Genomic DNA, 23,073 nt, shown 5'->3' on the forward strand with positions numbered 1-23,073 from the left:
TGTTTTCTCGTCGATGGCGCACCCACACTGAAAGACGCCTGTCAGCGACACGGGCTCCGATTCCGATATGAAAAACATGGGAATCGGAATAGCGTAGAACGTGTCTTTCGAGAGATAAAAACGACGAACCTCCTCGTTCTCAAACTGTTTCAGCAACGCCAAAGCAGATACCGCCGACGATTGGCTCAGATCGTTCAGCTTCGCATGGAATCAGCTAATCTGAACACTACCCAGAGATATGGTGTTATAGAAACTATGACAGTGGTTTCTCACGCTTAGGTATATCCAGGCAGTTCTGCAGCGGTTCAACTCCGATTCCACATAGTTCGTCATGGGGACTGACTTCCAATAAAGTATAATTTAGAAGGTGGAACTAATAATCTACCCAAATAGTGATAATTCAAATCAGCGGTCTCGAGGCGGATCCGCGGCCCCACAGACCCCTCTCGACAGTCAGTCAGAGAGGGTGACACACGTCGGCCGAAGAGAAACCGACATCCAAACAAGCGCCCCCATTACAGCACTTGGTCGGAAATGATGTTCCGCTGAATCTCACTCGTTCCTTCGTAGATCTTCGTTATGCGGGCGTCGCGGTAGTATCGTTCAACTGGGTAATCGGAGACATACCCAGCCCCGCCGAAGACCTGAATCGCGTCATCGGCCACATCAACAGCATTCTCTGAGGCGAAAAGTTTCGCCATCGACGCAAACCTCGTAGCGAGTTGGTCATTTTCCGCTTCAATCTGGCTCGCAGCGCGATAGGTGAGCGAACGCGCTGCTTCAGTGTTTGCCGCCATATCTGCAATTTTGTGCGAGACGGCTTGGTACTCCTTGATCACTTTGCCACCCTGTTCACGTTCGTTCGCGTAGTCGACAGCGGCGTCAATCGCAGCTTGTGCAACACCAACAGCCTGTGCTGCGACGTTCGAACGACCAGACGCGAAGAAATCCATAAGCTGGTAGAACCCCTCATTGAGTTCACCGATAATGTTCTCCTCGGGAACCCGGACGTCGTCCAACTTGATCTCTGCGAGGTCAGAAGCCCGGATCCCGAGCTTGTTCGTGATCTTCGTCGGTTCGAACCCATCGGTGTCAGTCGGCACAAGGAACGCCGTGATCCCGCGATGGGGGTTCTCCGGGTTGGAACGGGTTTTAGTCATTACGACAGCAACGTCGGCGACTGAGCCGTTCGTGATCCACATCTTATCGCCGTTGAGGACGTACTCATCGCCGTCCTTCTCGGCGCGCGTTTCAATCCCTGCGACGTTTGAACCATGTGCGGGCTCTGAGATACAACTACAGCACGCGGATTCGCCATTCGCAATACGGGGAAGCCACTTCTCTTTCATCCATTCGTCGCCATACTCCTTGATCATATCCGAACCAAATCCACGAGAACCGACGGCTGAGCCGATACCCGGATCGGCACGCCAGAGCTCTTCAGTGACAATAATCGAGGAAAGCGAGTCCATACCGGGACCGCCATATTCTATCGGAATGCTCGGAGCGAGTAGGTCGAGTTCCGCAGCCTTCTCGATGATCTCTTTCGGATAGGATCCTTCCTCGTCGTGTTCTCGAGCGACGGGTTCAATCTCGTTTTCGCCGAATTCTTGGACCGCCTGACGGATTGCGCGATGCTCGTCTGAGAGGCGAAATCCCATACTATCAAATTCTGTCACCGGTGCTTAGTATTTTCGGCATGCGACTCGCTTCGCGGATTAACCCGAGGCTTTCGCGTGAACTACTTCGAGGTCACGCCCCGAGGCTTCCCCCCCTGATCCGCCCGTAGAAAGTCAAGCTTGGACAAGAGAATTTAAGCCCTTTCCATCAGTGTACTGAGCAACGTGGGGAAGTATACTAATGAGTAAAGTCACAAGTATGAAACAGGCTATCTCAACGGCCATTAGCGACGGTGATAGCGTCTATCTAGCAGGATTCACGCACCTAATCCCGTTCGCTGCCGGCCACGAGATAATCCGTCAAGAATACACGGACCTCGAGGTCGTGCGTGCAACACCAGATCTCATTTACGACCAGATGATCGCTGCAGGATGCGTCGGGAAAGTCACGTTTTCGTGGGCTGGTAATCCAGGTGTTGGAAGCCTCCGAGCGTTCCGTCGTGCCATCGAGGACGGCGTTCCGAATCCGATTGAACTAGAGGAGTATACGCACTTCGGGTTGGTAATGCGGCTATACGCCGGCGCAGTTGGACTTCCCTTTGTCCCGCTCAAAACGTTCTCAGGATCGGACTTACCCGCGGAAAATGACAATATCCGTTCCGTTCAATCGCCCTTTGGCGACGAGGAAGTGTACGCTGTCCCGCCGCTGAACCCCGACGTAGCTGTTGTTCGTGGGCAGAGAGCCGACGAGAACGGCAACGTGCACCTCTGGGGTATTCCTGGTGAACACAAAGAGGCAGCGCTGGCGTCGGACACGGTTATCCTGAGTGTCGAAGAAATTGTTGACGAGTCAGTCATCCGCTCGGATCCCAATCGGACTCTCGTAACAGCCGACGACATAGACTACATCGTTGAGGAACCCTATGGCTCACATCCCTCCTATGCCCAGGGATACTACGACCGCGACAACGATGCGTACCTGAACTGGGATGAAGTGTCTCAGACCCATGAGAGTACCCAGGAATGGCTCGACGAGTGGGTTTACAGCGTAGCGGACCGCGATGAGTACATCCGTAAACTGTCCAGCGACCGGTTGCTCGACTTGCAAACTGGAAATGCCTACTCAGAGCCAATCAACATGGGTGAGAACTGAATGAGCTACTCCGACACGGAACTAATGGTTGTGAAAGCGGCACAGGAGCTTCGAGACGGGGACTCGGTGCTCGTTGGCATCGGGATTCCCAACTTGGCAGCGAATCTGGCGAAGCGAACACACGCGCCGGACCTCCGGATGATCTACGAGTCAGGGACTATTGACTCCGACCCTTCAAGCCTCCCACTCTCTATCGGGGATCCTGTGCTGGCTTCGGGTGCGGCATCGATCGAGTCCCTGCACGGCGGCTTCAATTACTACCTGCAAGCAGGCCGAATTGACGCTGGATTCCTTGGTGGTGCACAGGTCGACAAGCACGGAAACATCAACTCCACTGTCATCGGTGATTATGACGACCCGGACGTTCGCCTTCCCGGGAGCGGCGGGGCCTGCGAAATCGCGAGCAACGTCGAACGAACCATCATCACCACATCCCACCAGCGCCAGCGCTTCCCGGAGGAAGTCGACTTTGTCACAAGCCCTGGCTTTATCGACGGCGAGGGAGGCCGCGAGAAGCATGGTCTTCAAGGGGGAGGCCCCGCGGCCGTCATTACGGATATGGCTGTGATGGGCTTCCAAAACGAGGAGATGGTTGTTGAGTCGATTCATCCCGGCGTCGATCGCGAGGATGTGCAGGAGGCGACTGGCTGGGATATCAAATTTGCGGGCGATGTTGATGAAACGGAACCGCCAACTGAAGACGAACTCCGACTGATCCGCGATGAATTGGACCCCGACGGGGTCTACCTCTAGTCGTTTTTCGGTCGGAATTTCGCACCGTAGCGGACAACACCTTCCTGCTCGTAGATGCGTCGAACCGTCGCCTCCACGCGGTCGCCGCGACCGAATTCATGCGGGTCACAGTCGGTAAGCATCCCAGGGACGCGCGCGCCCTCATCGAGTTCGATAAGGACCGCACCGATGGCATCCTCGGTGTTGATAAGCTCCGAGAATTCTGGCGGTTCTCCTCCTTCGATAACCGTGTGAGCAACGATCTCTCCGGTTCCCTCCGGTTCGACCGGTTCCAGGGCGCTGCCAGGGGCAGCACAGTTGATGCAGGCACCTTCCGGCGGGAACTTTGTCGCACCGCATTCTCCGCACTCGCCAATCGTCAACCGGTAGCGGCTGTCGAGATTCTGCCACCACGTCGGGACGCTGATATAAGCTCCCATCACTCATCACCTCCGTCAGGAAGAATATGCCCACGTTTCCGAAGGTACTCCGCGTAGGAGATATCAGTCGCCGCCCGATCAATCTCGACTGGCAGCAATCCCTCGATTGTGACGGCGTCAGCCCCGGCGCCGTCGCCGAAACCGATGACAGTCACGGGACTCTCGTTGTTCTCCCACGCTGAAATCAGGCCGAACAGCGGACTCGCCGCGCCGGTATCACCGAGCTCATCGGCATACTGGTACACAGTAGCGCCGTCAGCGACGCTTGCTGCACGACTAGGGATAGAACCATCGGGTGCTGTTGGCGCAATTGCCGCCGGTGGCTCCGCCAGTTTCTCGACTGCGCCGCCGATCACCGTCGTGTACGCATCGCGCTCGTAAGCGGTAGCATCGTATTTTTCAGTCGTTTCGGAGCCGCGTCGACGGAACCGCGTACCGGGGTACTCGCTCGTATATGTCGCTGTATCGACTACTTTCGCACCGTCGTTACCGACGAGTAATGCTACGGCTCCTGCACCTGCTGCGTGGTCGACAGCGTCGTCAGGCTCTCCCAGCGGGCAGTCGGCGGCAACGACGAGACCAGGTGTGTCCGCGCGGAGCGCAGCAACCAGTGCGCGCGTTCCGGCCCGTGTAGACTGACTATGGACCACTACTTCGGTTGAGCTGTCCAGTCCAAGAATCTCGGCGACTTGGACCCCAATATCACCTTCCTCTACTGGTGGCGTGGTCGTACCAAGTGCTAATGTTTCGATGTCCTCGCGTCCGTGGGTCGACGCAGCGAGCGCGTCTTTTGCTGCTTCGACAGCCATAGTTACTGCGTCCTCGTCACCGGCGGCCACGCGTTTCTCATGCACACCACGGGCTTGGAAGCCGTTCCATGCTTCGGCGATGGTGTCGGCAGTGATCCGGTATCGCGGAACGTACGCCCCGGCGCTTTCGATGGCACTCATGCCCATCCCTCCTCGTAGATATGAACGGCAACAGCGCCACCTGATCCTCCGACATTATGCGAGAGACCTCGTTCGAGGCCGTCAACTTGCCGATCACCGGCCTCACCCCGTAACTGTTTGAACACCTCGGCGCACTGTCCGGTCCCGGTTGCGCCGATCGGATGCCCCTTGGATTTCAGCCCGCCTGATAGGTTGACCGGCCGTTCACCATCCGGTTCAGTCGCTCCGGATGCGATGTACGGGCCCGCCTCTCCCTTCTCGCAGAAACCCAAGTCTTCGTAGGCCATTAGTTCAGCGATGGAGAAGCAGTCATGAACCTCCGCGAAATCAATATCTTCAGGGCTGACACCTGCTTCCTCGTAGGCCTGCTCTGCTGCATCCTCTGTCGCTGGAATACCAGTAATGGTTGGACGTTGGAACAGACCGACGGTTCCGCTGGCCTGTCCGCTTCCAGTGAGGCGGACTGGAGAATTAGTGAGCTCCTCTGCCACTTCACGAGACGCTAGTATGGCAACACTCGCACCGTCTGACGTCGGACAACAATCGTAGAGGTTCAGCGGATCGGCTATCGTCGATGCTTCCATCGCGTCTTCTAACGAGCAATCGAATCCGAGGTGTGCGTGGGGATTCTTTGCGCCATTTCCGTGGTTTTTCGCGGCGACCCGAGAGAGATGTTCCCGAGTTGTCCCATACTCGTCCATGTGTGCCGACGCCATTTGTGCATATACCCCAGCGAACGTTGTGCCGGCCATTCGCTCCCACTCTGTCTCCCCGGAAACACCGAGCCAGTAGCGGGTTTGTTCGCTACTCATGTCAGTCATGATTTCAACCCCACCTGCGACTGCGATGTCGGAAACACCGGCTCGGATAGATGTAAGAGCCTGACGGAGTGCAACGCCGCTCGCTGCACAAGCATTTTCGACACGGGTGCAGGGCGTCCCATCAAGTCCGACATACTCAGTGACAGCTGGGCCAGAAAGGCCGAGTTGACGACCTCCGACTCCAAGTGTCCCGATAAAGGCCTCATCTACTTCGGTGCGGTCGAAATCGCCATCAATGCTTTCGACGGCACTTTCGAACGCTGAGCCGAACAGCGAGCGATAAGATTCGTTGGGGAAGGTGCCGAATTTTGATTGGGCAGCCCCGACTACGTACACGTCTCGCATGCCAGAATGGATGCATTCATTAGGTAAATAATTTATCGTCGTAAATCGAAGTCAGCGAGGAAAACAATCCTCGCTTCAGTCACTTCCCGAGACGCGCTCCACGGATCTGAATCGGGGGAGCTGAGTCTGTGCGAGAATGAGCAGCATCGAGGCAACAACGACACCGATGCGTGGCGCCATCCCCGGCCAGACCATCGCAAGCGTGCCCAATAATACGAACATAGAACGGATACCGTAACTGAACGGCGACGGGATACCGAACGGCTTCGGTGCACAGTTCAGACCGTGAGTAATCGTGACTGCTCCGAGCAAGACGACGAGGCCGGATCCAGCAGTCATGAGATCGAACCCACCGGTTACAATCTCAGGATTATAGATAAACGTGAATGGGAGAATGAACAGTGGTAGTCCGAGCTTGAGTGCTTCCAGAGATGTCCGCCAGAAGTCTGCCTCCGCGATTCCAGCGGTAACGACTACCGCGATTGCAATTGGTGGGGTGATTCCTGAGAGGATGGCCGCATAGAAGACAAAGAAGTGTGCGGCTAGTGTTGGCACTGCGAAGTTGGTGATGATGGTTGGGGCGATGAGTAGTGCAACGATCGTATACGCTGCTACCGTCGGCATGCCTAGACCCAGAATGAGGCAAATAACCATCGCCAGAATAACGGTGAACAGCATTACACCACCCGCGATACTGACCAGTGCAATCGACAGTTTTCCGGGCATTCCAGTTGCGTTTAGCAAGTCAACAATACCGTTGACTGCTGCGATGATAACCGTGATCGGCGCAATCGCGATTGCACCGAACTTGAACCCAGAAACTGTGCTGTTGATCACATCTGAGACCGTCTCGACAGGGCTTGGTCCACCCTGCACGAAGCTCAGAAGAATGGGAACACCAGATCCTGTCAGAACCATCGCTCCGCAAGTGTACAGCGCGGAGGAAATGACCGTCCACTGCGCAATGCCGAGCGTGTAAAGCAGCACGGCAAACGGAACCCCGAAGCGCAGTGCTTCGATCACTGGATGATATCCGTCCGGGATTTCTTCGATGCGCTTTTCGAGATCAATCCCCTCCTCCGGGAGCTGTTTGATCGCCATGTAGTGGACACCGATAGCGACTGAGATGTAGAAGACAAGCGCGGGCACAATTCCCGCGACAAGAACGTCTACGTACCCAACGGAGGGAACGAGTGACGCCATCACAAAGGCTGCCGCGCCCATCACTGGCGGCATGATTTGTCCACCGGACGACGCAACGGCTTCAATACCGCCCGAAGTCTCGCTCTTCATTCCGCTTTCCTTCATTAGCGGAATGGTGAACGAGCCCGTCATTGCAGCATTCGCCGTCTGTGCACCGTTAATCGATCCGACGATGAGACTGGACAAGACGGCTGATTGGGCGACCCCAGACCGTAGGTACTTCGTCGTTCGATATGAGAGCTTCATAATCAGGTTGAACGCGCCGTATCCGCGCATTAGACCTGCATACAGCAAGAACATCGAGACCTTAACGGCGACAGTTTGTGTAATCGACCCGAAGAACCCGTCGAACTCCATCGTTAGCAGATTGATTATCTGACGCTCTCCAATCCCGCTGTGGCCGAATATTCCCGGGATTGCGTAGCCGAAGTATGCGTACGCGATCGCCGCGAGGACGACGCCAACAAAGGCTGTGCCGAACGCCCGATAGGTCAGGTAGAGCACGACTACCGCGAATACCGCACCGAGGGCGTACTCTCGCGGAAGTGCATACCCGATACGAAGGGTCTCTAGTACCTGGTAGTGCCACCACACGTAGGCGGGGCCGATAATGCTCATCGCTGCACAGAACCATAGCCAAAGCCGTTCGAGTAGGCTTCCCTCCTCTAAATCACGCAGTTGCTCAATAACGTAAATCAGCATCCCGCCACCAAGGAATACGGCAGCAAACTTCGCCCGTGGTACCTCTTGGTTCCAGGCGTACAAGACGATTCGTGCCCAGAAAAGTAGAGAAACAGCCGTGAGGAGGTTGTTTAGCAGGTGCTCGCGCTCAAATCCTAGCGGCGACCATACGGATGGTTCACTTTCTCTTTGACTCATTATAAACTATGGACGGTGTTGTGGCGAACTTTAGCCCTGGATTTCGCCACGCGTGTAGGCACTCATGTCGACGCCCTGCTCTTCAAGGAAGTCGTACGGACCTGCGTGGACCGGGTGATCTTCGAGGAAAAGCGAAGCCATCGTCTCCGGGTCGCTGTGGTCACGATAGGCGGGCTGTCCGTCTTGGATGGATCCGGCGTTCTCGTGGCTAATGCGCGCGAGTTCGTAGCCGACGTCTCGCGAAATCGAGGGACTCAGGAAGAACTGGAAGTCCGCACCGTAGACATCTATGGTTTCTCCGTTGAAGTCCTGGTTTTCCCAGCCGTAGGCCTCGATTTCGCTGTGATTGGTCCCACGGGTCGAATTGGCGCCTTCGATGAGCGAGTCACTCCATTCGACGGGGTGAAGATCGGCCCTGGCGTCGACTTCAGTTGCCCAGCCGGGGAGATTAGCGAATCCGGATCCGTAGCTGATTAACGCGTCGACGCTTCCCTCCTCGATTCGACCTGCGACCTGCCCCGTGCCAGCGTTGACGATTGAGTTGGAATCTTGGAGGTCACTCCAGATGCCAGCGTTCTGAAGCACTACTTCTGCCTGCGAGCGCAACCCCCACTGTGGCGGAAGTGGCCAGAAATTGCTCCCGACGAGGTCATCGGTTGTCTCGATCCCCGACCCGTCGACTGCGAGGATGTGCATGTGAAGCGTTGCGATAGAGAACAGCTGATGCGGAACTTCGTCTACTGGACGCTCCGAGAAAGGCGGTGCGTCCTGCAGCGCTGACGCGATGATGAAGTTCCCGCTGGTCATTGCTCGCACGTTCCCCTGATTGTACTGTCGGAGACTCGGGGGGTCACCACCGGTCTCTTGGTTGTTCCACCGGATTTCACCGGCGGGTTCGGTTTCTCCCGAGACTTCCTCAACAACGCGTTGGAGAGAGTTACTTGCCGAACCGGTCGTGGTAGTGGCACTCGGAATGCCGACGCCGATGGAGGTCGTCCCCCCCGCCACCGTCGCCGCCTCCACCGCCACCGCCACCGTCGCCGCTACCATCGCCGTTTCCGAGGCAGCCAGCTAGCGCGAACGTTGTTAAACCGCCCGATGCCATCAGCACATCCCGTCTGCTAACAGGAGGCATACATACCACCACATGAATGATTAACAATAAAGGTTTGGTACACTGGTTGTTTCCTCCCCCGTCGAAGCTGTGGGTTCCGGATAAAGAAGAAAACATGATTCGAGCGCACGCGTTCATTATCCCAAGTATTTGGTTCCTTAGACAACGGTCGTCGTAACGACTAAGAAGAACGACGCTTACGCACAAGTATGCAGCCACTAGAGGGCATTACCGTCGTTGATGCGACACAAGCCTTGGTCGGACCGTTCGCCACACAGACGCTCGGTGATCTCGGGGCTGAGGTTCTCAAGATTGAACATCCAACTCACGGTGACCTGACGCGTTCATTCACCCCCGAATACAACGAACTGTCGGCCTACTTTGTTAGCCTTAATCGGAACAAGCGAAGCCTCACACTCGATTTGACCAGTGATGAGGGCCAGGATATTCTCCACGAGCTGCTCGAAAAAGCGGACGTATTCATACAGAATTTCAGCCCAGGAGATGCTGAGAAATTTAATGCGGACTATGATACCGTCGCCGAACTGAACGACGAGATTATATACTGCGATGTATCCGGCTACGGTGAAGACAGCCCTTACAGCGACCAGAAAGCGTTCGATATTGTGCTGCAGGGCCGGTCCGGCATCATGGGCGTCACAGGAACCGAAGACCAGCCCGCACGTGTGGGCATCTCAGTATCAGACATCGCAGGGGCAATGACCTCTCTGTACGCGATTACGACCGCCCTCTATCACCGTGAGCGCACTGGAGAAGGCGAACACATCCAGTTAGCGATGCTTGACTCCAGTTTCCAGTTTCTACTATATCACGTCACAACCTTCTTCGCCACCGGAGAGAATCCCCAGCGGATGGGAACCCGCCATCCGAACTTGATGCCCTATCAGGCGTTCGAGACAGCAGACGGGTTCCTCGTCGTCGGCGTCATCAGCGAGGGACACTGGGAACCCTTCTGTCGTGCGATCGACCACGAGGAATGGCTGGCCCGTGAGGAATACGCCACATTCACCGACCGCGTCTCAAATCGGGCCGAACTCGACCAAGCTCTCGATGAGATTTTCGCACAACGAACGACCGAAGAGTGGATGGATCGCCTCAACGCGGAAGGGGTTCCGTCGACACCGCTAAATACGGTTGAAGACATCGTCAACGATCCTCATATTGAGGCCACCAACATGATTACAGAGATGGAACATCCCGATCTTGGAACGTTTCAGGCACCCGGTAACCCCGTGAATTTCGAGGGGCTTGAAACGGACACGAGCCAGGCCCCTCCAATGCTCGGAGAGCATACCGACGAAATCCTTGCGGAGCTGGGATACAGCGATGAGGAAATCTCCCGGTTCCAGAGCGACAAAGTCGTATGAGCAGCTAAGATATTCTGCGACTACTGTCCACTGGGACAGGATTGAGCAAGCCGTTGTACTGTTTCCGCCGTTGCTTGGGGAGCGTCACTGTCTTGTCCGGCACCGGTAGGTAGCAAACGAGCGTAACGTTTATCGGTATCCCCAATCCCTCTCAACCCATGCGGATCACAGTTATTGGTGCAGGGAGCATGGGCCACGGTATAGCACAAGTTTCGGCCGCTGCCGGCCATGATGTGACGTTGAACGACGTGGACCAAGAGCGTGTACAGGATGGGATTGATTCTATCGAGAGTAATCTCGCAGAAGGCGTCGAACGAGGGAAAGTTTCGGAGGATGAGCGCGAAACTACGTTAGAGAATATTGAGGGAACCGCAGACTTCGAAGTTGCAGTCGAGGCCGCGGATTTCGTGATTGAGGCGGTCCCAGAGGATATCGAACTGAAGAAGGACGTGCTCACGGATGCAGAGGAAATCGTCGATAAAAATGCTGTTATTGGGACGAACACGTCGTCGCTGTCCGTAACGGAATTAGCAAGTGCGCTTGATCATTCCGAGCGCGTCGTCGGTGTACATTTCTTTAATCCGCCGCACATCATGCCACTCGTGGAGGTTATTATCGCGGAACAGACTGACGAGCAAACGGAGCAGACCACCGTAGACTATGTTGAAAACCTCGGGAAAGAACCAGTTGTCGTCCATGATACTGCCGGATTTTCTTCTTCCCGGCTTGGCGTTATCCTAGGGTTGGAAGCGATGCGGATGGTCGAAACCGGGGTAGCAAGTGTTAACGATATCGACACGTCGATGCGGGAAGGATACAACCATCCGATGGGGCCGCTGAAGCTAACCGACGTAGTCGGGCTCGACGTCCGCCTAGATATTGCGGAATACTTGACCGAGGAGTTAGGTGAGCGGTTCCGCCCACCGCAGATTCTCCGTCGAAAGGTCCGCGCCGGTAAACTTGGGAAGAAATCTGGGGAGGGATTCTACGTCTGGGAGAATGGTGAAGCTGTCCGGCCTGCTGGGGAGGATCACCGATGAGCGAGTTTGATGAATACGAAACGGTGACTGTTGAGTTCGGTACGATTGCCGAGCGCGTCGCTACGCTTACGATCAGCCGGCCGGATGCACGGAACGCGCTGAACGGAACGGTTCGTTCGGAAGTTAAGATGGCGATTGATGTATTGGAGGAGACTGATAGGGACGTCCGCGTGCTAGTGATTACAGGCGACGACGAAGGCGGTGCATTTGTTGCGGGGGCGGACATTAGCGAATTTCGGGAACGCGATCAGTTCGACCAGCGGGAAGCGAGCACCCGGCCACGCATTTACGAGCGTGTCGCAGATTTCCCGCTCCCTGTTATCGCCGCGGTCAACGGTCACGCACTTGGCGGCGGGTGTGAACTTTCGCTGGCCTGTGATATTCGTATTGCCAAGGAGGGTGCAAAGCTCGGCCAGCCTGAGATCAACCTCGGTCTTATTCCCGGCGGTGGCGGTACCCAGAGACTGCCACAAGTGGTTGGGATGGGACAGGCGATGAAGCTTACACTGTCCGGAGAGCTGGTAGACGCTACGGAAGCTGAAGAGATTGGTCTCGTTGAGGAAACCCATCCTGAAGGTGAGTTTGAGGAACGTCTCTCGGAGTTGGCGGGAACTATCGCAGAAAAGAGTCCAAAAGCCCTCGAACACGGTAAGCGTGCCCTATCTGCGAGTACGGAGATGAATTTAGATGCTGGTTTGGACCACGAATTAGAGTTGTTCACCTCTCTATTCGCTACTAAGGACATGCGGGAAGGTATTGAAGCGTTCTATGAGGATCGAGATCCAGAGTTTACCGGCGAGTAGCCATCGTTTGGGACTGGTGCGGTGGGCCACTCTTGTTCTGCCGTATTGAATCTTTAACAGCCTGCGTCTTGACAGATGCCAGTGGCCAAGAGGGTGTTGACGCTGAATTTGGTTGAGTACGACCGCCATTAAACCGCGGACGTTTCTTTGAGATGAGGGAACGTTGCTACAAATGATCTAATTCCGGATAGATGATCGGGGGAGGTGGACAGCATCGACAGGCGTTTCTAAATGGGAAAACTCACATACCTACAAACTACTGTTAGAGTATGAACGACGATACACCGGACCGGACAAAGGCCGACGAGATTGAGGTACCGATCAAGAGCCTCGGAACTGCCTTCACAATTATCGACACGCTGAAAGAGAATGATGGCGGTCGGGTCACCGAAATTGCGGCGGAGACTGGGTTGTCGAAGAGTGCGGTCCACAAGCATCTCACGACCTTAGCAGCACATGGATACGTCGTCAAGGAAGGTGACCGATACCAGTTAGGCCTTCAGTTTCTGGATCTCGGGGGCTACGTTCGAGACCAGTTCCCGAGTACCAATATTATCAAGACGAAGGTACGAGAACTCGCCGTTGAAACAGGAGAGGTGGGGCAGTGTATGACTGAACAGCATGGCAAATCAGTCGTTCTTTATCGGGAAGCTGGAACTAATGGGGTCCCCTCACGAACGCGGCCGGGCACACAGATGTACTTGCACCAAACCGCGTCTGGGAAAGCAATTCTGTCACAACTCCCGATTGAGCGTGTTGACGAAATAATCGACCGACATGGCCTTCCCCGTGCGACAGAAGCCACTATCACAGACCGTGATGCGCTGGTCGAAGAACTCGAAACGATTCGGGAACGTGGTGTCGCCTATAGTGTCGGGGAAAGCACACGAGGGCTCTATGCTGTCGCTGCACCTATGACTAAGCCCGATGGAACAGTACTTGGTGCGATTGTCGTTTCTGGTCCGAACCACCGAATGCGTGGGGCGCCAATGGATGACGAGTACCCTGATCTCCTTTTGAGCCTCGTTAATGAGATAGAGCTCAATATCGCCCACTCCTAATACTCCAATAACAACAGGCCTATCTTTGGATACCGGATTTACCTGAATCAAGGTGCTAAGGTGCCTTCCTCAATAAACGAGCGTAGTGGGTGGTTAACGCGGAGAATACAGCGCTGTACAGTTCTCAAGCACCGTACAGTCCACAGACCGACGAAATCGAAACAATCCCGGTACGGATGAGTGATTCAATTCTGTTTCTGGTTAGGAAAACCGGATACATATATTGTGCATGGCCAAAATGAAAATTCCAGATATTATATGGTGGATATAGCGCACATATGTATATTACTGTACGGTTAAACCGACTACAAGGCATAGATAGAGGATCTAAATGAAATTTTCCCATATATGAGGTGGTTAGCCTGCGATCTGCTATACACTACTCATCTCCGGCTCCTCCAATAGGATTACGACCATACGGTTGTAATGGAAATGTATTAGTGAGTCTCAGGCCGCTGTGATTACAGCCATATGGTTGTAATTGGATATGGGGTAGGGAAACCTAGAGATCCAGTATCAAACTCTGCCCGCTAAGATATCACCTACCAGGGGAGGGAAGAAACACATAACGCAACGATAATGCGCCTATCGTTATAGGTAGCGGATATCTTTAGCTGATAGTAGAATAGTTGTATTTTCACCCAGATTTATATTTATATTTGGTTTTTATTCTGGAATCGCCGAATAGACTGTATCTAAAGCAATTATCCCCCTGTTTCCTAATAAGAAACCGGGGCGGTTGTTCTTGGTACCACACGACAAGAATACGATCCCAAATACACTAGTTACAGCACTCTTCTGAGGCCCAGAGCCTCCCACGAATCCTCCATGACGTCGTGTTAGTAGTAACTAACAAGCAATCTTCCTGTTCGAGGGTCGATTGTACCACGTTATCGATGATTACCAGCATTCCAACATCGAAAACCCGTGGCGTTCACAGGTGAGGTTGTCACAAAATGGCTACAGCACTTCCTGTAACCACTTTTTCGCCGTCTTGATTTATGACCGTGACATCTGCTTCGACGCGTGTTCCTTCATCTGTCTCGCTTACTGCTGTTATCTCAACTGTGGTAGAGAGCGTATCTCCGGGCCAGACCTGAGCGTTGAATCGTGTCTGGTATTCGTCGAGGTACTGGAGACCAAGAGCTTCGCGGACGGAGCGTGAGGCGACCCCTGCTGTGAACATTCCCTGTCCAAACACGGAATCGTAGCCCGCCTGCTTCGCGTGTGGTTCGTTGTAGTGGATTGGGTTAAAATCGCCACTCGCGCCAGCGTACTTCACAAAATCCACCCGGCCAACGTCCTCAACAGTATGCTCGAATGAATCGCCCACCGTAAACTCGTCAGTCATTCTGACTCACCTGAGATAGCTCCTCCCGTCTCGATACGAGTATTATACGCCGACAGCACATGTTCACCAGCTTTGTCCATGAACTCTGTACATAGGACGGCAAACGTCATGGTCCCACCATTGCGGCCTTCCCGCTGGTAAATCTCTTCCATGGTGGTATCCCCAACAAGGACATCGCCTACGTAGAGTGGACGGTTATACTCGTACTTCTGTTCACCGTGAACCACGCGGGCGCGGTCAAAGCCGAGATCGAATCCTAGGCTATAATCGACGCCCTCGGGACGATAACGAGGGAAGTACGATGTCCGTGGAAACGTAGGTGGCGCGGGAATCGTTTCGTAGCCGGCTTCTTCTGCGGCAGTCTCGTCAAAGTAGATCTCTGCCGGATCGTGGATCGCACGCGCGAACTCTGCGACTTTCCCGCGCTCGACCTCAAAGTCTTCGACCGTTCGATACGTCTCGCCGATAGTCTCCCTCAACGTTTCGATGGATTTCGATGGCACAGTCGCTCTTCTCGTGTATTGCAACAAAAATATACCTGATCCAGCCCAGAATAATTCATAATAGCATCTCACTTTTACCCACCGATATACGTGGAAAAACCAGAGACAGCGCCCGGACAGACTGCACTCGAACTACTAGCTGAACGAAACTGTCACCGGGCACTTCGCCGAGAGCATCACTGACTGCGTCGTGCTCCCGAACAAGACCTTCCCAGTCGGACTCCGCTTGCGGCCGCCCATTACGATACTGTCAGCGTCGATTTCGCCAGCAATAGCTAGGATCTGCTTCGCGACGTCGCCGTGCTCACGTCGCTTCGACACCGCCGCGACGCGCGAATCCAGGTAGTTCTCAACGGTTGCAACGCTATCCGGATAGTCGTATTCGTCCCACACGTCCTCGGACTTGACTTGTCCACCCTCACCCGTGACGTCAAACTCTTCGAAGACGTTCAGAATGACGACATCGACCGCTTCCTCGGCATTCGGAAGGTTCGAAGCGATCTCCGCCGCTTTCATCGCTCGTTCCTCGCTCTTTCCTACCGGGAGTAGTACTTGGTACACATCACACATGCTCACAGTAAGTTCTAATAAAAATTTACTCTGCCAGACGGGTTGCGTTTACCGAAGACCAAGAGAGAACCGGCTAAGTTTGGGCTGGCGGTGCTCAAGAATCGCGTTGATTGCGGCACCGGGATTTCGCGAATCAAGATAGTCCCGCCGACCGCTTAACAACCTCATCTTCTCGTGTTCGGGACTACTTGCTTTTCTCTCGTCGAGCACACGGAATCTCTGTCTTGGGACTCGGGTTTAACGTAATGCCAGAAGTCTCCAACTGCACAGTCATCTTCTCGTCACGAAAAGGACGATATTACCCTCTGTATACGCCTATTTCTCTTTTGCGTCGATGGCTTCGACGAGCAGTTCGGTGACGTCCGTGATTTCGATGTCGTCCTCGTAACCGCCGGTCTTGCGGCCGTCCTCGTACATCGTCATGCACATCGGGCACGCGACGACGAAGCGGTCGACGTCCGGGCCGGCGTCCGTGTCCTCGAGGGCCTCCCGAATGCGCTCCTCGCTGGGCTTGGTCTCCTCGTCGAAGTCCATCCAGAGGCCGCCACCGCCGCCGCCACAGCAGAACGACTCAGAGCGGTTGCGCGGCATCTCGTCGAGCGTGACGCCCGTCGCGCGAACGACCTCGCGGGGCGCCTCGAACTCGCCGTTGTACCGCCCGAGGTGACAGGGGTCGTGGTACGTGACGGTGTCGTTCAGTTCCGTTCCCGTGAGGCCGAGCGCGCCGTCGTTGACGAGGTTCTCGACGACCTGCGTGTAGTGGTAGACGGAGTCACCGTCCTCGAAGCCGAACTGCTCGTACTCGTTCGAGAAGGTGTTGTACGAGTGGGGGTCCGTGCAGACGATGTTCTCGTAGTCGCAGGACTGGAAGGCTTCGATGTTCTCCTCGGCGACCATCTCGTAGAGCCCCTCTTCGCCGACGCGGCGGATGTCGTTGCCGTCGTTCTGTTCGTCCTCGTAGAGGATGCCGTAGGAGACGCCCGCCTCCTCGAAAACCCGTGCTAGAGAGCGCGCGACGTGTTGGTTGCGCTCGTCGTAGCTGGGGTAGTCGCCGACGTACCAGAGGTACTCGACGGACTGCTCGCGGGCGTCGGGCACCTCGAAGTCGAGGTCGTCGGTCCAGTCGGGGCGCTTGCGGTCGGGGTCGCCGAACGTGTTGCCCTTCTGGAAGACGTTCATGACGGCCTCCTCGACGTTCTTGTTCATCTGCCCGGACTCCGTGAGCCGGCGGTTCATCTCCGTGAACTGGGTGACGTGCTCGATGTCGACCGGGCAGGCGTCCATGCACGCCATGCAACTCATGCAGGACTCCATCGTCTCGGCGTCGACGACGGAGGTGCCGCCGTCCGCGACGATGTCGACCTCCTCGCGGTCGCCCGCCTCCAAGCCTTCGCGGTAGGCTTTCAGGTCGAGGATGACGTCGCGGGGGTCCAGCGGGCGGCCCGCGGCCTTCGCGGGGCAGGCCGATGAACAGCGCCCGCACTTCGTGCAGGCGTCGTGGTCGAGCAGCTGTTTCCACGTGAAGTCCTCGATGTCGGAGGGGCCGATTTCCTCGGGGCTGGCGTCCTCGGGCACCCGGGGGAGCCGTTTGCCGGCGTCCTCGTCGCGGGTGACGAGGTTGGCGTAACTGGAGAGCATGTGGAACGGCTTGGCGTAGGGGACGCTGGCGACGAACGCGAGCGCGAGCAGCGCGTGACTCCACCAGACGACGGGATACGCCGCGGCCGCGGCCTGCGGGGTGACGCCCGCTGCCTGCAGCACGTCCTTGACGAACCAGCCGACGAAGGAGACGGTTTCGAAGGAGACGTCGCGGGTCGCGCTGGTACCGAGGATACGGACGCCCTCGGTGAGGTAGCCGCCGACGCCGAGCAGGAACAGCGTCCAGACGAAGAGGTCGTCCTCGGTGCTGGTGTGTTTGCCCCAGAGGCGACCGTACTGGACCCAGTAGCGGCGGTAGATGGCCATGCCGACGCCGACGACGAACAGCAGCCCCATGGCGTCCGCGACGAACGAGTACGCGAGGTAGAAGTCGCCGACGAAGAAGGAGGGCTGGCCGAGCACCAGCGTCCAGAGGTCCATGTCGATGCCGAGGATGGTGGTGGCAATCAACAGCGAGAGGAACCCCCAGAGGATGAACGTGTGCATGAGGCCGGCGTAGAGGTCGCGGTCGAACTGCTTCTCGTTGGAGGCGACGAGTTTCGCCGCGGTGAGTACGCGCGCGGGCAGGTCGGTGAGTCGCTCTCTCGGGTCGTCGGCGCCGCGGGCGTAGGTCGCGAATCGCTGGTAGACGCCGTACAGGAAGATGGCGACGGCGACGGCGGCGAGGTAGTAGAACAGCGCCTCGCCGACGTGGCCGATGCGCCAGAACGTGGGCCGCGTCTCAACCCCGGCTTGCGCTAACATGTACGAGGGCATATCTCAAGGCCCGTCGACCACTCACATAAAGATTGATACAGTGCTATCTCAGTCGGCTCTACCGAGTTACGGAAAGTTCGAGGTGAACGCTTCGCGCTTTAGCGCAGGGAGAGCCTTAGACGCTCGGCGGCTCGCCGCCGAACTCTTCGATGAGCGCGGGCACGACGTCGAAGAGGTCCCCAACAATACCATAGTCTGCGATGTCGAAGATGGGCGCGTTCGGGTCGGTGTTGACCGCGATGATGGTCTCACTTGCCTTCATCCCGGCGACGTGCTGGACCGCACCCGAAATACCGATGGCGAGGTAGACGGTAGGGGTGACCTGCTTGCCGGACTGGCCGACCTGGCGGTTCTTCGGCAGCCAGCCGTTGTCCACGATGGGGCGCGAGGACGACAGCGTCGCACCCGTCACTTCCGCGAGCTCCTCGACGAGTTCGAGGTTCTCCTCCTCCTCGATGCCGCGACCGATCGAAACGAGGAACTCCGCGTCGCCGATGTCGACGTCGCCGCCGCCGACCTCCTCGAAGCCCTTTACTTTGGACCGGACAGCATCCTCGTCGACGTCCACGTCGAACGCCGTAATCTCGGCGTCGCCGACGCCCTCGGCGGGCGGCCACTCGCCGCCACGAACGGAGACCGCGAACGGGCCTTCGGCGACGTCGACGGTCGTCTCGACCTTCGAGCCGTACATCTCCCGCGTGACTTCCAGCGTGCCCTCACTGTAGTCGAGGTCGACCGCGTCGGAGACGTACGGGCGGTCGAGCCGCGTCGCGACGGCGGGCGCGTAGTCGAGGCCGTTGACGCTGTTGGGCACCACGATGAACTCCGGTTCGAGGTCGCCGGCGAGCGCCGTGAGCGCCTGCACGTAGACGTCGTGGTTGAACTCCGCGCCGTGCGCGACTGTGTGGATCCGGTCGACGCCCTCGCGGTCGAGCTCTTCGGCGAGCGACTCGACGTTCCCCGAAATCACGGTCGCGTGGAGGTCCCCACCCGCTTCGTCGGCGAGTTCGCGGCCCGCCGAGAGCAGTTCGAGGCTGACGTCCCGCAGGTCGCCGCGACGGTGGTCGGCGACGACGAGCACGTCGGCGCTCATTCGCCGACCACCCCCTTCTCGCGGAGGACGTCAGCGAGCTTCGCGGCCTGCTCGCCCGCGTCACCCTCGAGGTACTGGGCGTCGCTCTCGGTCTCGGGCTCGTACATCGCCGTGACATCGAGGCTGCTCGCGACGTCGTCGGCGCCGACTCCGAGGTCGTCGAGGCTCTGCACGTCGATTTCCTTCGATTGGGCCTGCCGGATGCCCCGCAAGCTGGCGTACCGGGGTTCGTTGATGCCCGTCTGGATGGCAAGCACCGCGGGGAGTTCGACGTCCGTGAGCTCCTCGATGCCGCCTTCGAGCTCGCGGCGGACCGAGGCGACGCCCTCGTCGAGGACCTTCTCGGTGTCGAGGGCGTTCACGACGGCCGCCCACTCGAAGCCGACTGTTTCGGCGAGTGCGACGCCGGTCGCGCCGAAGCTGTCGTCGTTGGCCTGCACGCCCGACAGCACGATGTCCGGGTCCTCCTCCTCGACGACTGCGCCGAGCAGCTCGGCCTTCGTCTCGACGTCGAGCAGTTCGACGTCCTCGATGGCGTCGTCCCAGACGCGGACCGCGCGGTCGGCGCCCTTCGCCAGCGCCATCCGAATCGTCTCCTCGCTGCGCTCGGGGCCGATGGTGACCGCGACGACTTCGACGTCGTCGCCGGCTTCCGCAAGCTGGACGGCTTCCTCGACGGCGTAGTCGTCCCACTCGTTGAGGTCGTAGTCGAGGTACGTCTCCTCGATTTCCGTGCCGGAAATCTCGAAGTCGTCCTCGACAGTAGCGACCTCCTTGACAGTGACAAGTACCTTCACACCACAGCGGAATTCTGCTGTATTGTTAAGTTTTACTATTAAATGTAGGGGTGAGATACATCCAGTGTGCACCGGCAGAAGAGTTATTTAGATGACTGGTTCTGGGGGCGTGTCATCCACTCGCTAGCCTGGGGTTCTGTTGGATCAGTGGGGACTTCAACGAGTGTGGGCCCCTCACTTTCAACCGCTTCGGCGACCGTCTCCTCGATCTCGGTTGACGTTTCCGCGTTCATTACCTCGATTCCCATCCCTTCGGCGATGAGGTCGAACGACAAAGATGCACGTGGCCATCCGTACGTCATATCTTCTAAGCCGTAACTTCGTTCAGCTTCCTCGCTGATGATCGCGTAGTCTTGATTTGCGAATACGACTACGGTAACGTCGATATTTTCGGCTGCTAGAGTATGCAATTCGTGAACACACATTAGTAGACCACCATCACCAGTCAAGGCTACTACGTCGGAATCTGGATTTGCGGTCTTCGCACCGATAGCAGACGGGAGACCAGTTCCCATGGTTGCCCATGACCCGGGGTTAACGTAGGACCGTGGACCGAACGCAGGGAATGAGACAAGCGTCCAGAGCCGGAACCCGCCAGCGTCTGCAGTAACGATGGTGTCTTCCGATATCGCGGATCGCACCGATCGTAATGCTGTCGGCGAGGTAAGCGGTGGTTCATCTCCGTCAATTAACTCCTTGATTCGGTTTTCATCTGAGTTTCGCGCGGTGCGTGCGCGTTCGGCGCCCGTTCCCTCTTTCTGGGGCACTTCATCAGACAGCATGGAAAGTGTCGTATCTGCATCCGCGACCAACGCAACGGATGGTTCATAGCCAGTTCCAATATCGTTCGGGTCAAGCGTGACGTGAATCAGATCTTCCGGGACATCGAGACTCCATTGACCGGTTGATACGGCGTCGAAGTCAGTTCCGACGGCTAGCGCCACATCTGATTCAGCCAACACTTCGGCCACTTCAGGGCTAGTACCCCCGCAAAGGACACCGGCAGAGAGGGGATGATCTTCCGGGAATCCACCTTTCCCTTTGTATGTCGTTAGCACTGGCGAGCTAAGACGCTCTGCAAGAGCAAGGAGGCTATCTGTAGCCCCCGATGCGCGAACCCCGCCGCCAATGACAATAACCGGTTCGTCAGCATCCGCGAGGAGACTAGCAGCCGTATCTACAGCATCAACATCTGGCTGTCGTGGTTTTGGAGGGGTAGTATCTGATGGTGCCGCTTGCGGCACGTCCATCGTGAGGAAGTTCTTAGGAATGCCCACGCGGACTGGGCCCTTTGGCGCGGTTCGAGCAGTCCGAACTGCTTCGGCAACAATCGGCGCTGCTGCTTGTGGTTCCTCAACGAGGTAATTCTCCTTCACCACGTTATCATAGGTATCTGGTGGTGTTTCATGAATTCCGTCACCACCCCGGACCTCTGGTTCGGTTTCGACGGCAATATGGATTAACGGGGTACAGTCATTTAATGCATTCTTCAGTCCGTTCATTGCATTCATATCACCTGGCCCAGGGATGACAACCGTACCCGCAACTTCACCACTTGACTCAGCATATCCCCATGCATTATGAGAAACCGCAGTCTCGTGGCGCGCCATAACGAACTCGATCCCAAATTCATTCATGGCCTTATTCAGCGGGAGCGTCTGCTTGCCTGGGATGCCGAAGATAGTTTCGACACCTTCCGCCGAAAGGCGCTTGACTACCTCATCACCAACAGTCATACAACACCCTCTGTTTTCGGAAGCTCACGGGCATCAGCTTTCAGTTATCTGGTAGAGTATAAAAAACCTAGTCCCAGATGGACGCGGTATCCTCTCCCTACTCGATCGTCAAGGAAAAGGCCTCAGCGCCTCAGTTCAGGTAATTTTTTGTACCACGTTACTAAATAGCACGTGTATGAGTAACACAAGCAGCGAGCGGAGCCCGCAGTACTTCGTGGATTCCCTCCAACAGTACGTTCTTGCGCCGCTGTCAGCGGCTACACACCTTGTCAACCAGGAACGCAAGGAAGTGAACGTCGAACAGGAAGCATTTGAGAAGTTCCGTGAGCGTCTTGAGGGAATCGACCCGGCGCCGACGCCACCAGACCGAGCGATGCGGATTACTGGTCGCACGTCCACGACCAACCGAGTCAACCGCGTTCGCACCGCTTACCGAGAAACTGTTCTGAGTATCCCACATTACGATGACGCGTACGGCGAATCGCTCGTCGAACATTTCGCCAACGAGTTCGGCGCAGCTGTCGCTGTAAATATCCGACCCGAATCGTCGGTGTCATTCACCCTACCGTACAAGAACACACTCGAGGCAAGGGCAACGCAAGCGATTCGCAAACGCGAGGAATTCGTCAGGATCCTCGAAACTGAAATCCAGTCAGTTGAATCGGCGCGGGCCGATCTCTTGGAGGTCTCCGCTGCGCTCGACACAACGATAATCCCGGAATGGCACCACGAGTCGTTTACCGAACAGCTAGATACGGTTGCAGAGCGCCGCCAGCAAACGATTCAAGAGCGTGGCTCTCTTCCCAAAATTGACCACCACTCCCTGTGTGCATACCTCTATGAGGACAAACCATGGACGTATCCGGTGCTAACCGCGGTCGCACGGACGCGAGAAGTAGTCAGTCTTGAATACTCAACGAATCCCGAAACAACAAGTTCTGCACGTGGTTGACTTCAACTCGCCCTGAAGTCAGGAGTAGTGACGCCGAACCGGGGATCCGTCCCGTCCCCCTAATCGGGGCAGAGGCCGAGTTCACTGACAAGCCCCGTGCCATCGTGC

At 56.5% G+C, this 23,073-nt stretch carries 20 protein-coding genes and 1 pseudogene; 8 read left to right on the forward strand and 13 right to left on the reverse strand.

What is annotated here, in order from left to right:
- Positions 1-223 (forward strand): annotated as a pseudogene (locus GJ634_RS05480) (IS6 family transposase); the annotation flags it as partial.
- 292 nt (positions 224-515) lie between these two features.
- Here the strand turns inward: GJ634_RS05480 and GJ634_RS05485 are convergent.
- A complete protein-coding gene (locus GJ634_RS05485; RefSeq protein WP_157500972.1) occupies positions 516-1,661 on the reverse strand; it encodes an acyl-CoA dehydrogenase family protein in 1,146 nt (381 codons plus the stop codon).
- 199 nt (positions 1,662-1,860) lie between these two features.
- Here GJ634_RS05485 and GJ634_RS05490 point away from each other — a divergent pair, with 199 nt between their 5' ends.
- Together GJ634_RS05490 and GJ634_RS05495 are read left to right on the forward strand one after the other, a co-directional pair.
- Entirely contained in the window at positions 1,861-2,772 is a 912-nt protein-coding gene (locus tag GJ634_RS05490; protein ID WP_197425413.1) for a CoA transferase subunit A, read from the forward strand.
- Positions 2,773-3,525 carry a CoA-transferase subunit beta gene (locus tag GJ634_RS05495; protein ID WP_157500974.1) on the forward strand — a complete coding sequence of 251 codons (753 nt, stop codon included), beginning with the start codon at positions 2,773-2,775 and terminating at the stop codon, positions 3,523-3,525.
- Here GJ634_RS05495 and GJ634_RS15370 read toward each other — a convergent pair.
- The 5 genes from GJ634_RS15370 to GJ634_RS05515 all read right to left on the reverse strand — a co-directional run bounded on the left by GJ634_RS15370 (position 3,522) and on the right by GJ634_RS05515 (position 9,192).
- A complete protein-coding gene (locus GJ634_RS15370) occupies positions 3,522-3,944 on the reverse strand; it encodes a Zn-ribbon domain-containing OB-fold protein (RefSeq protein ID WP_197425414.1) in 423 nt (140 codons plus the stop codon). The genes GJ634_RS05495 and GJ634_RS15370 overlap by 4 nt on opposite strands.
- Positions 3,944-4,894, reverse strand: coding sequence for a hydroxymethylglutaryl-CoA synthase family protein (locus tag GJ634_RS05500; RefSeq protein WP_197425415.1), 951 nt, complete (start codon positions 4,892-4,894; stop codon positions 3,944-3,946). The genes GJ634_RS15370 and GJ634_RS05500 overlap by 1 nt, the downstream gene beginning before the upstream one ends.
- Positions 4,891-6,060 (reverse strand): thiolase domain-containing protein, encoded by a 1,170-nt coding sequence (locus GJ634_RS05505; protein ID WP_157500976.1) that lies wholly within the window; start codon positions 6,058-6,060, stop codon positions 4,891-4,893. The genes GJ634_RS05500 and GJ634_RS05505 overlap by 4 nt, the downstream gene beginning before the upstream one ends.
- Positions 6,061-6,135: 75 nt before the next feature.
- The gene (locus GJ634_RS05510) at positions 6,136-8,142 is read right to left on the reverse strand and encodes a TRAP transporter fused permease subunit (protein WP_157500978.1); all 2,007 of its coding nucleotides are present in this window, start codon (positions 8,140-8,142) and stop codon (positions 6,136-6,138) included.
- A gap of 30 nt (positions 8,143-8,172) precedes the next feature.
- Complete coding sequence (locus GJ634_RS05515; RefSeq protein WP_157500980.1) at positions 8,173-9,192, reverse strand: TAXI family TRAP transporter solute-binding subunit; 1,020 nt, start codon at positions 9,190-9,192, stop codon at positions 8,173-8,175.
- 273 nt (positions 9,193-9,465) lie between these two features.
- On the opposite strand from GJ634_RS05515, the gene GJ634_RS05520 reads away from it, so the two are divergent.
- The 4 genes from GJ634_RS05520 (at position 9,466) to GJ634_RS05535 (ending at position 13,548) form a co-directional block, all read left to right on the forward strand.
- Complete coding sequence (locus GJ634_RS05520) at positions 9,466-10,644, forward strand: CaiB/BaiF CoA-transferase family protein (RefSeq protein ID WP_157500982.1); 1,179 nt, start codon at positions 9,466-9,468, stop codon at positions 10,642-10,644.
- Positions 10,645-10,802: 158 nt separating this feature from the next.
- On the forward strand, positions 10,803-11,684 hold the full coding sequence (locus GJ634_RS05525) for a 3-hydroxyacyl-CoA dehydrogenase family protein (protein WP_157500984.1): 882 nt from the start codon (positions 10,803-10,805) through the stop codon (positions 11,682-11,684).
- Positions 11,681-12,487, forward strand: coding sequence for an enoyl-CoA hydratase/isomerase family protein (locus GJ634_RS05530; RefSeq protein WP_157500986.1), 807 nt, complete (start codon positions 11,681-11,683; stop codon positions 12,485-12,487). Before GJ634_RS05525 ends, GJ634_RS05530 begins: the two co-directional genes overlap by 4 nt.
- Positions 12,488-12,756: 269 nt before the next feature.
- The gene (locus GJ634_RS05535; RefSeq protein WP_157500988.1) at positions 12,757-13,548 is read left to right on the forward strand and encodes an IclR family transcriptional regulator; all 792 of its coding nucleotides are present in this window, start codon (positions 12,757-12,759) and stop codon (positions 13,546-13,548) included.
- A gap of 949 nt (positions 13,549-14,497) precedes the next feature.
- Here the strand turns inward: GJ634_RS05535 and GJ634_RS15375 are convergent.
- From GJ634_RS15375 to GJ634_RS05565, 7 genes are all read right to left on the reverse strand, one after another.
- Positions 14,498-14,899: a MaoC/PaaZ C-terminal domain-containing protein gene (locus tag GJ634_RS15375; protein WP_197425416.1), complete on the reverse strand. Its 402-nt coding sequence runs from the start codon at positions 14,897-14,899 to the stop codon at positions 14,498-14,500.
- Entirely contained in the window at positions 14,896-15,402 is a 507-nt protein-coding gene (locus GJ634_RS15380) for a MaoC family dehydratase N-terminal domain-containing protein (RefSeq protein ID WP_197425417.1), read from the reverse strand. Before GJ634_RS15380 ends, GJ634_RS15375 begins: the two co-directional genes overlap by 4 nt.
- A 135-nt stretch (positions 15,403-15,537) precedes the next feature.
- The gene (locus GJ634_RS05545; protein ID WP_197425418.1) at positions 15,538-15,963 is read right to left on the reverse strand and encodes a universal stress protein; all 426 of its coding nucleotides are present in this window, start codon (positions 15,961-15,963) and stop codon (positions 15,538-15,540) included.
- Between the two features lie 324 nt (positions 15,964-16,287).
- Positions 16,288-18,387 (reverse strand): heterodisulfide reductase-related iron-sulfur binding cluster, encoded by a 2,100-nt coding sequence (locus tag GJ634_RS05550; protein WP_157500990.1) that lies wholly within the window; start codon positions 18,385-18,387, stop codon positions 16,288-16,290.
- Between the two features lie 115 nt (positions 18,388-18,502).
- On the reverse strand, positions 18,503-19,480 hold the full coding sequence (locus GJ634_RS05555; RefSeq protein ID WP_157500992.1) for an electron transfer flavoprotein subunit alpha/FixB family protein: 978 nt from the start codon (positions 19,478-19,480) through the stop codon (positions 18,503-18,505).
- Positions 19,477-20,277 (reverse strand): electron transfer flavoprotein subunit beta/FixA family protein, encoded by an 801-nt coding sequence (locus GJ634_RS05560; RefSeq protein ID WP_331714006.1) that lies wholly within the window; start codon positions 20,275-20,277, stop codon positions 19,477-19,479. The genes GJ634_RS05555 and GJ634_RS05560 overlap by 4 nt, the downstream gene beginning before the upstream one ends.
- An 83-nt stretch (positions 20,278-20,360) precedes the next feature.
- The gene (locus tag GJ634_RS05565; RefSeq protein WP_157500996.1) at positions 20,361-22,013 is read right to left on the reverse strand and encodes a thiamine pyrophosphate-binding protein; all 1,653 of its coding nucleotides are present in this window, start codon (positions 22,011-22,013) and stop codon (positions 20,361-20,363) included.
- Positions 22,014-22,188: 175 nt separating this feature from the next.
- Here GJ634_RS05565 and GJ634_RS05570 point away from each other — a divergent pair, with 175 nt between their 5' ends.
- Complete coding sequence (locus GJ634_RS05570; RefSeq protein ID WP_157500998.1) at positions 22,189-22,965, forward strand: hypothetical protein; 777 nt, start codon at positions 22,189-22,191, stop codon at positions 22,963-22,965.
- The last annotated feature ends 108 nt before the right edge of the window (positions 22,966-23,073 follow it).

Source organism: Halobacterium sp. CBA1126, assembly GCF_009741975.1.
Taxonomy (GTDB): Archaea; Halobacteriota; Halobacteria; order Halobacteriales; family Halobacteriaceae; genus Halobacterium.

Excerpts from the sequence above, each read along its gene's own strand:
- GJ634_RS05485 (WP_157500972.1), bottom strand. The coding sequence starts at position 1,661 with ATGGGATTTCGCCTCTCAGACGAGCATCGCGCAATCCGTCAGGCGGTC.
- GJ634_RS05490 (WP_197425413.1), top strand. The coding sequence starts at position 1,861 with ATGAGTAAAGTCACAAGTATGAAACAGGCTATCTCAACGGCCATTAGC.
- GJ634_RS05495 (WP_157500974.1), top strand. The coding sequence starts at position 2,773 with ATGAGCTACTCCGACACGGAACTAATGGTTGTGAAAGCGGCACAGGAG.
- GJ634_RS15370 (WP_197425414.1), bottom strand. The coding sequence starts at position 3,944 with ATGGGAGCTTATATCAGCGTCCCGACGTGGTGGCAGAATCTCGACAGC.
- GJ634_RS05500 (WP_197425415.1), bottom strand. The coding sequence starts at position 4,894 with ATGAGTGCCATCGAAAGCGCCGGGGCGTACGTTCCGCGATACCGGATC.
- GJ634_RS05505 (WP_157500976.1), bottom strand. The coding sequence starts at position 6,060 with ATGCGAGACGTGTACGTAGTCGGGGCTGCCCAATCAAAATTCGGCACC.
- GJ634_RS05510 (WP_157500978.1), bottom strand. The coding sequence starts at position 8,142 with ATGAGTCAAAGAGAAAGTGAACCATCCGTATGGTCGCCGCTAGGATTT.
- GJ634_RS05515 (WP_157500980.1), bottom strand. The coding sequence starts at position 9,192 with ATGGTAGCGGCGACGGTGGCGGTGGCGGTGGAGGCGGCGACGGTGGCG.
- GJ634_RS05520 (WP_157500982.1), top strand. The coding sequence starts at position 9,466 with ATGCAGCCACTAGAGGGCATTACCGTCGTTGATGCGACACAAGCCTTG.
- GJ634_RS05525 (WP_157500984.1), top strand. The coding sequence starts at position 10,803 with ATGCGGATCACAGTTATTGGTGCAGGGAGCATGGGCCACGGTATAGCA.
- GJ634_RS05530 (WP_157500986.1), top strand. The coding sequence starts at position 11,681 with ATGAGCGAGTTTGATGAATACGAAACGGTGACTGTTGAGTTCGGTACG.
- GJ634_RS05535 (WP_157500988.1), top strand. The coding sequence starts at position 12,757 with ATGAACGACGATACACCGGACCGGACAAAGGCCGACGAGATTGAGGTA.
- GJ634_RS15375 (WP_197425416.1), bottom strand. The coding sequence starts at position 14,899 with ATGACTGACGAGTTTACGGTGGGCGATTCATTCGAGCATACTGTTGAG.
- GJ634_RS05550 (WP_157500990.1), bottom strand. The coding sequence starts at position 18,387 with ATGCCCTCGTACATGTTAGCGCAAGCCGGGGTTGAGACGCGGCCCACG.
- GJ634_RS05555 (WP_157500992.1), bottom strand. The coding sequence starts at position 19,480 with ATGAGCGCCGACGTGCTCGTCGTCGCCGACCACCGTCGCGGCGACCTG.
- GJ634_RS05565 (WP_157500996.1), bottom strand. The coding sequence starts at position 22,013 with ATGACTGTTGGTGATGAGGTAGTCAAGCGCCTTTCGGCGGAAGGTGTC.
- GJ634_RS05570 (WP_157500998.1), top strand. The coding sequence starts at position 22,189 with ATGAGTAACACAAGCAGCGAGCGGAGCCCGCAGTACTTCGTGGATTCC.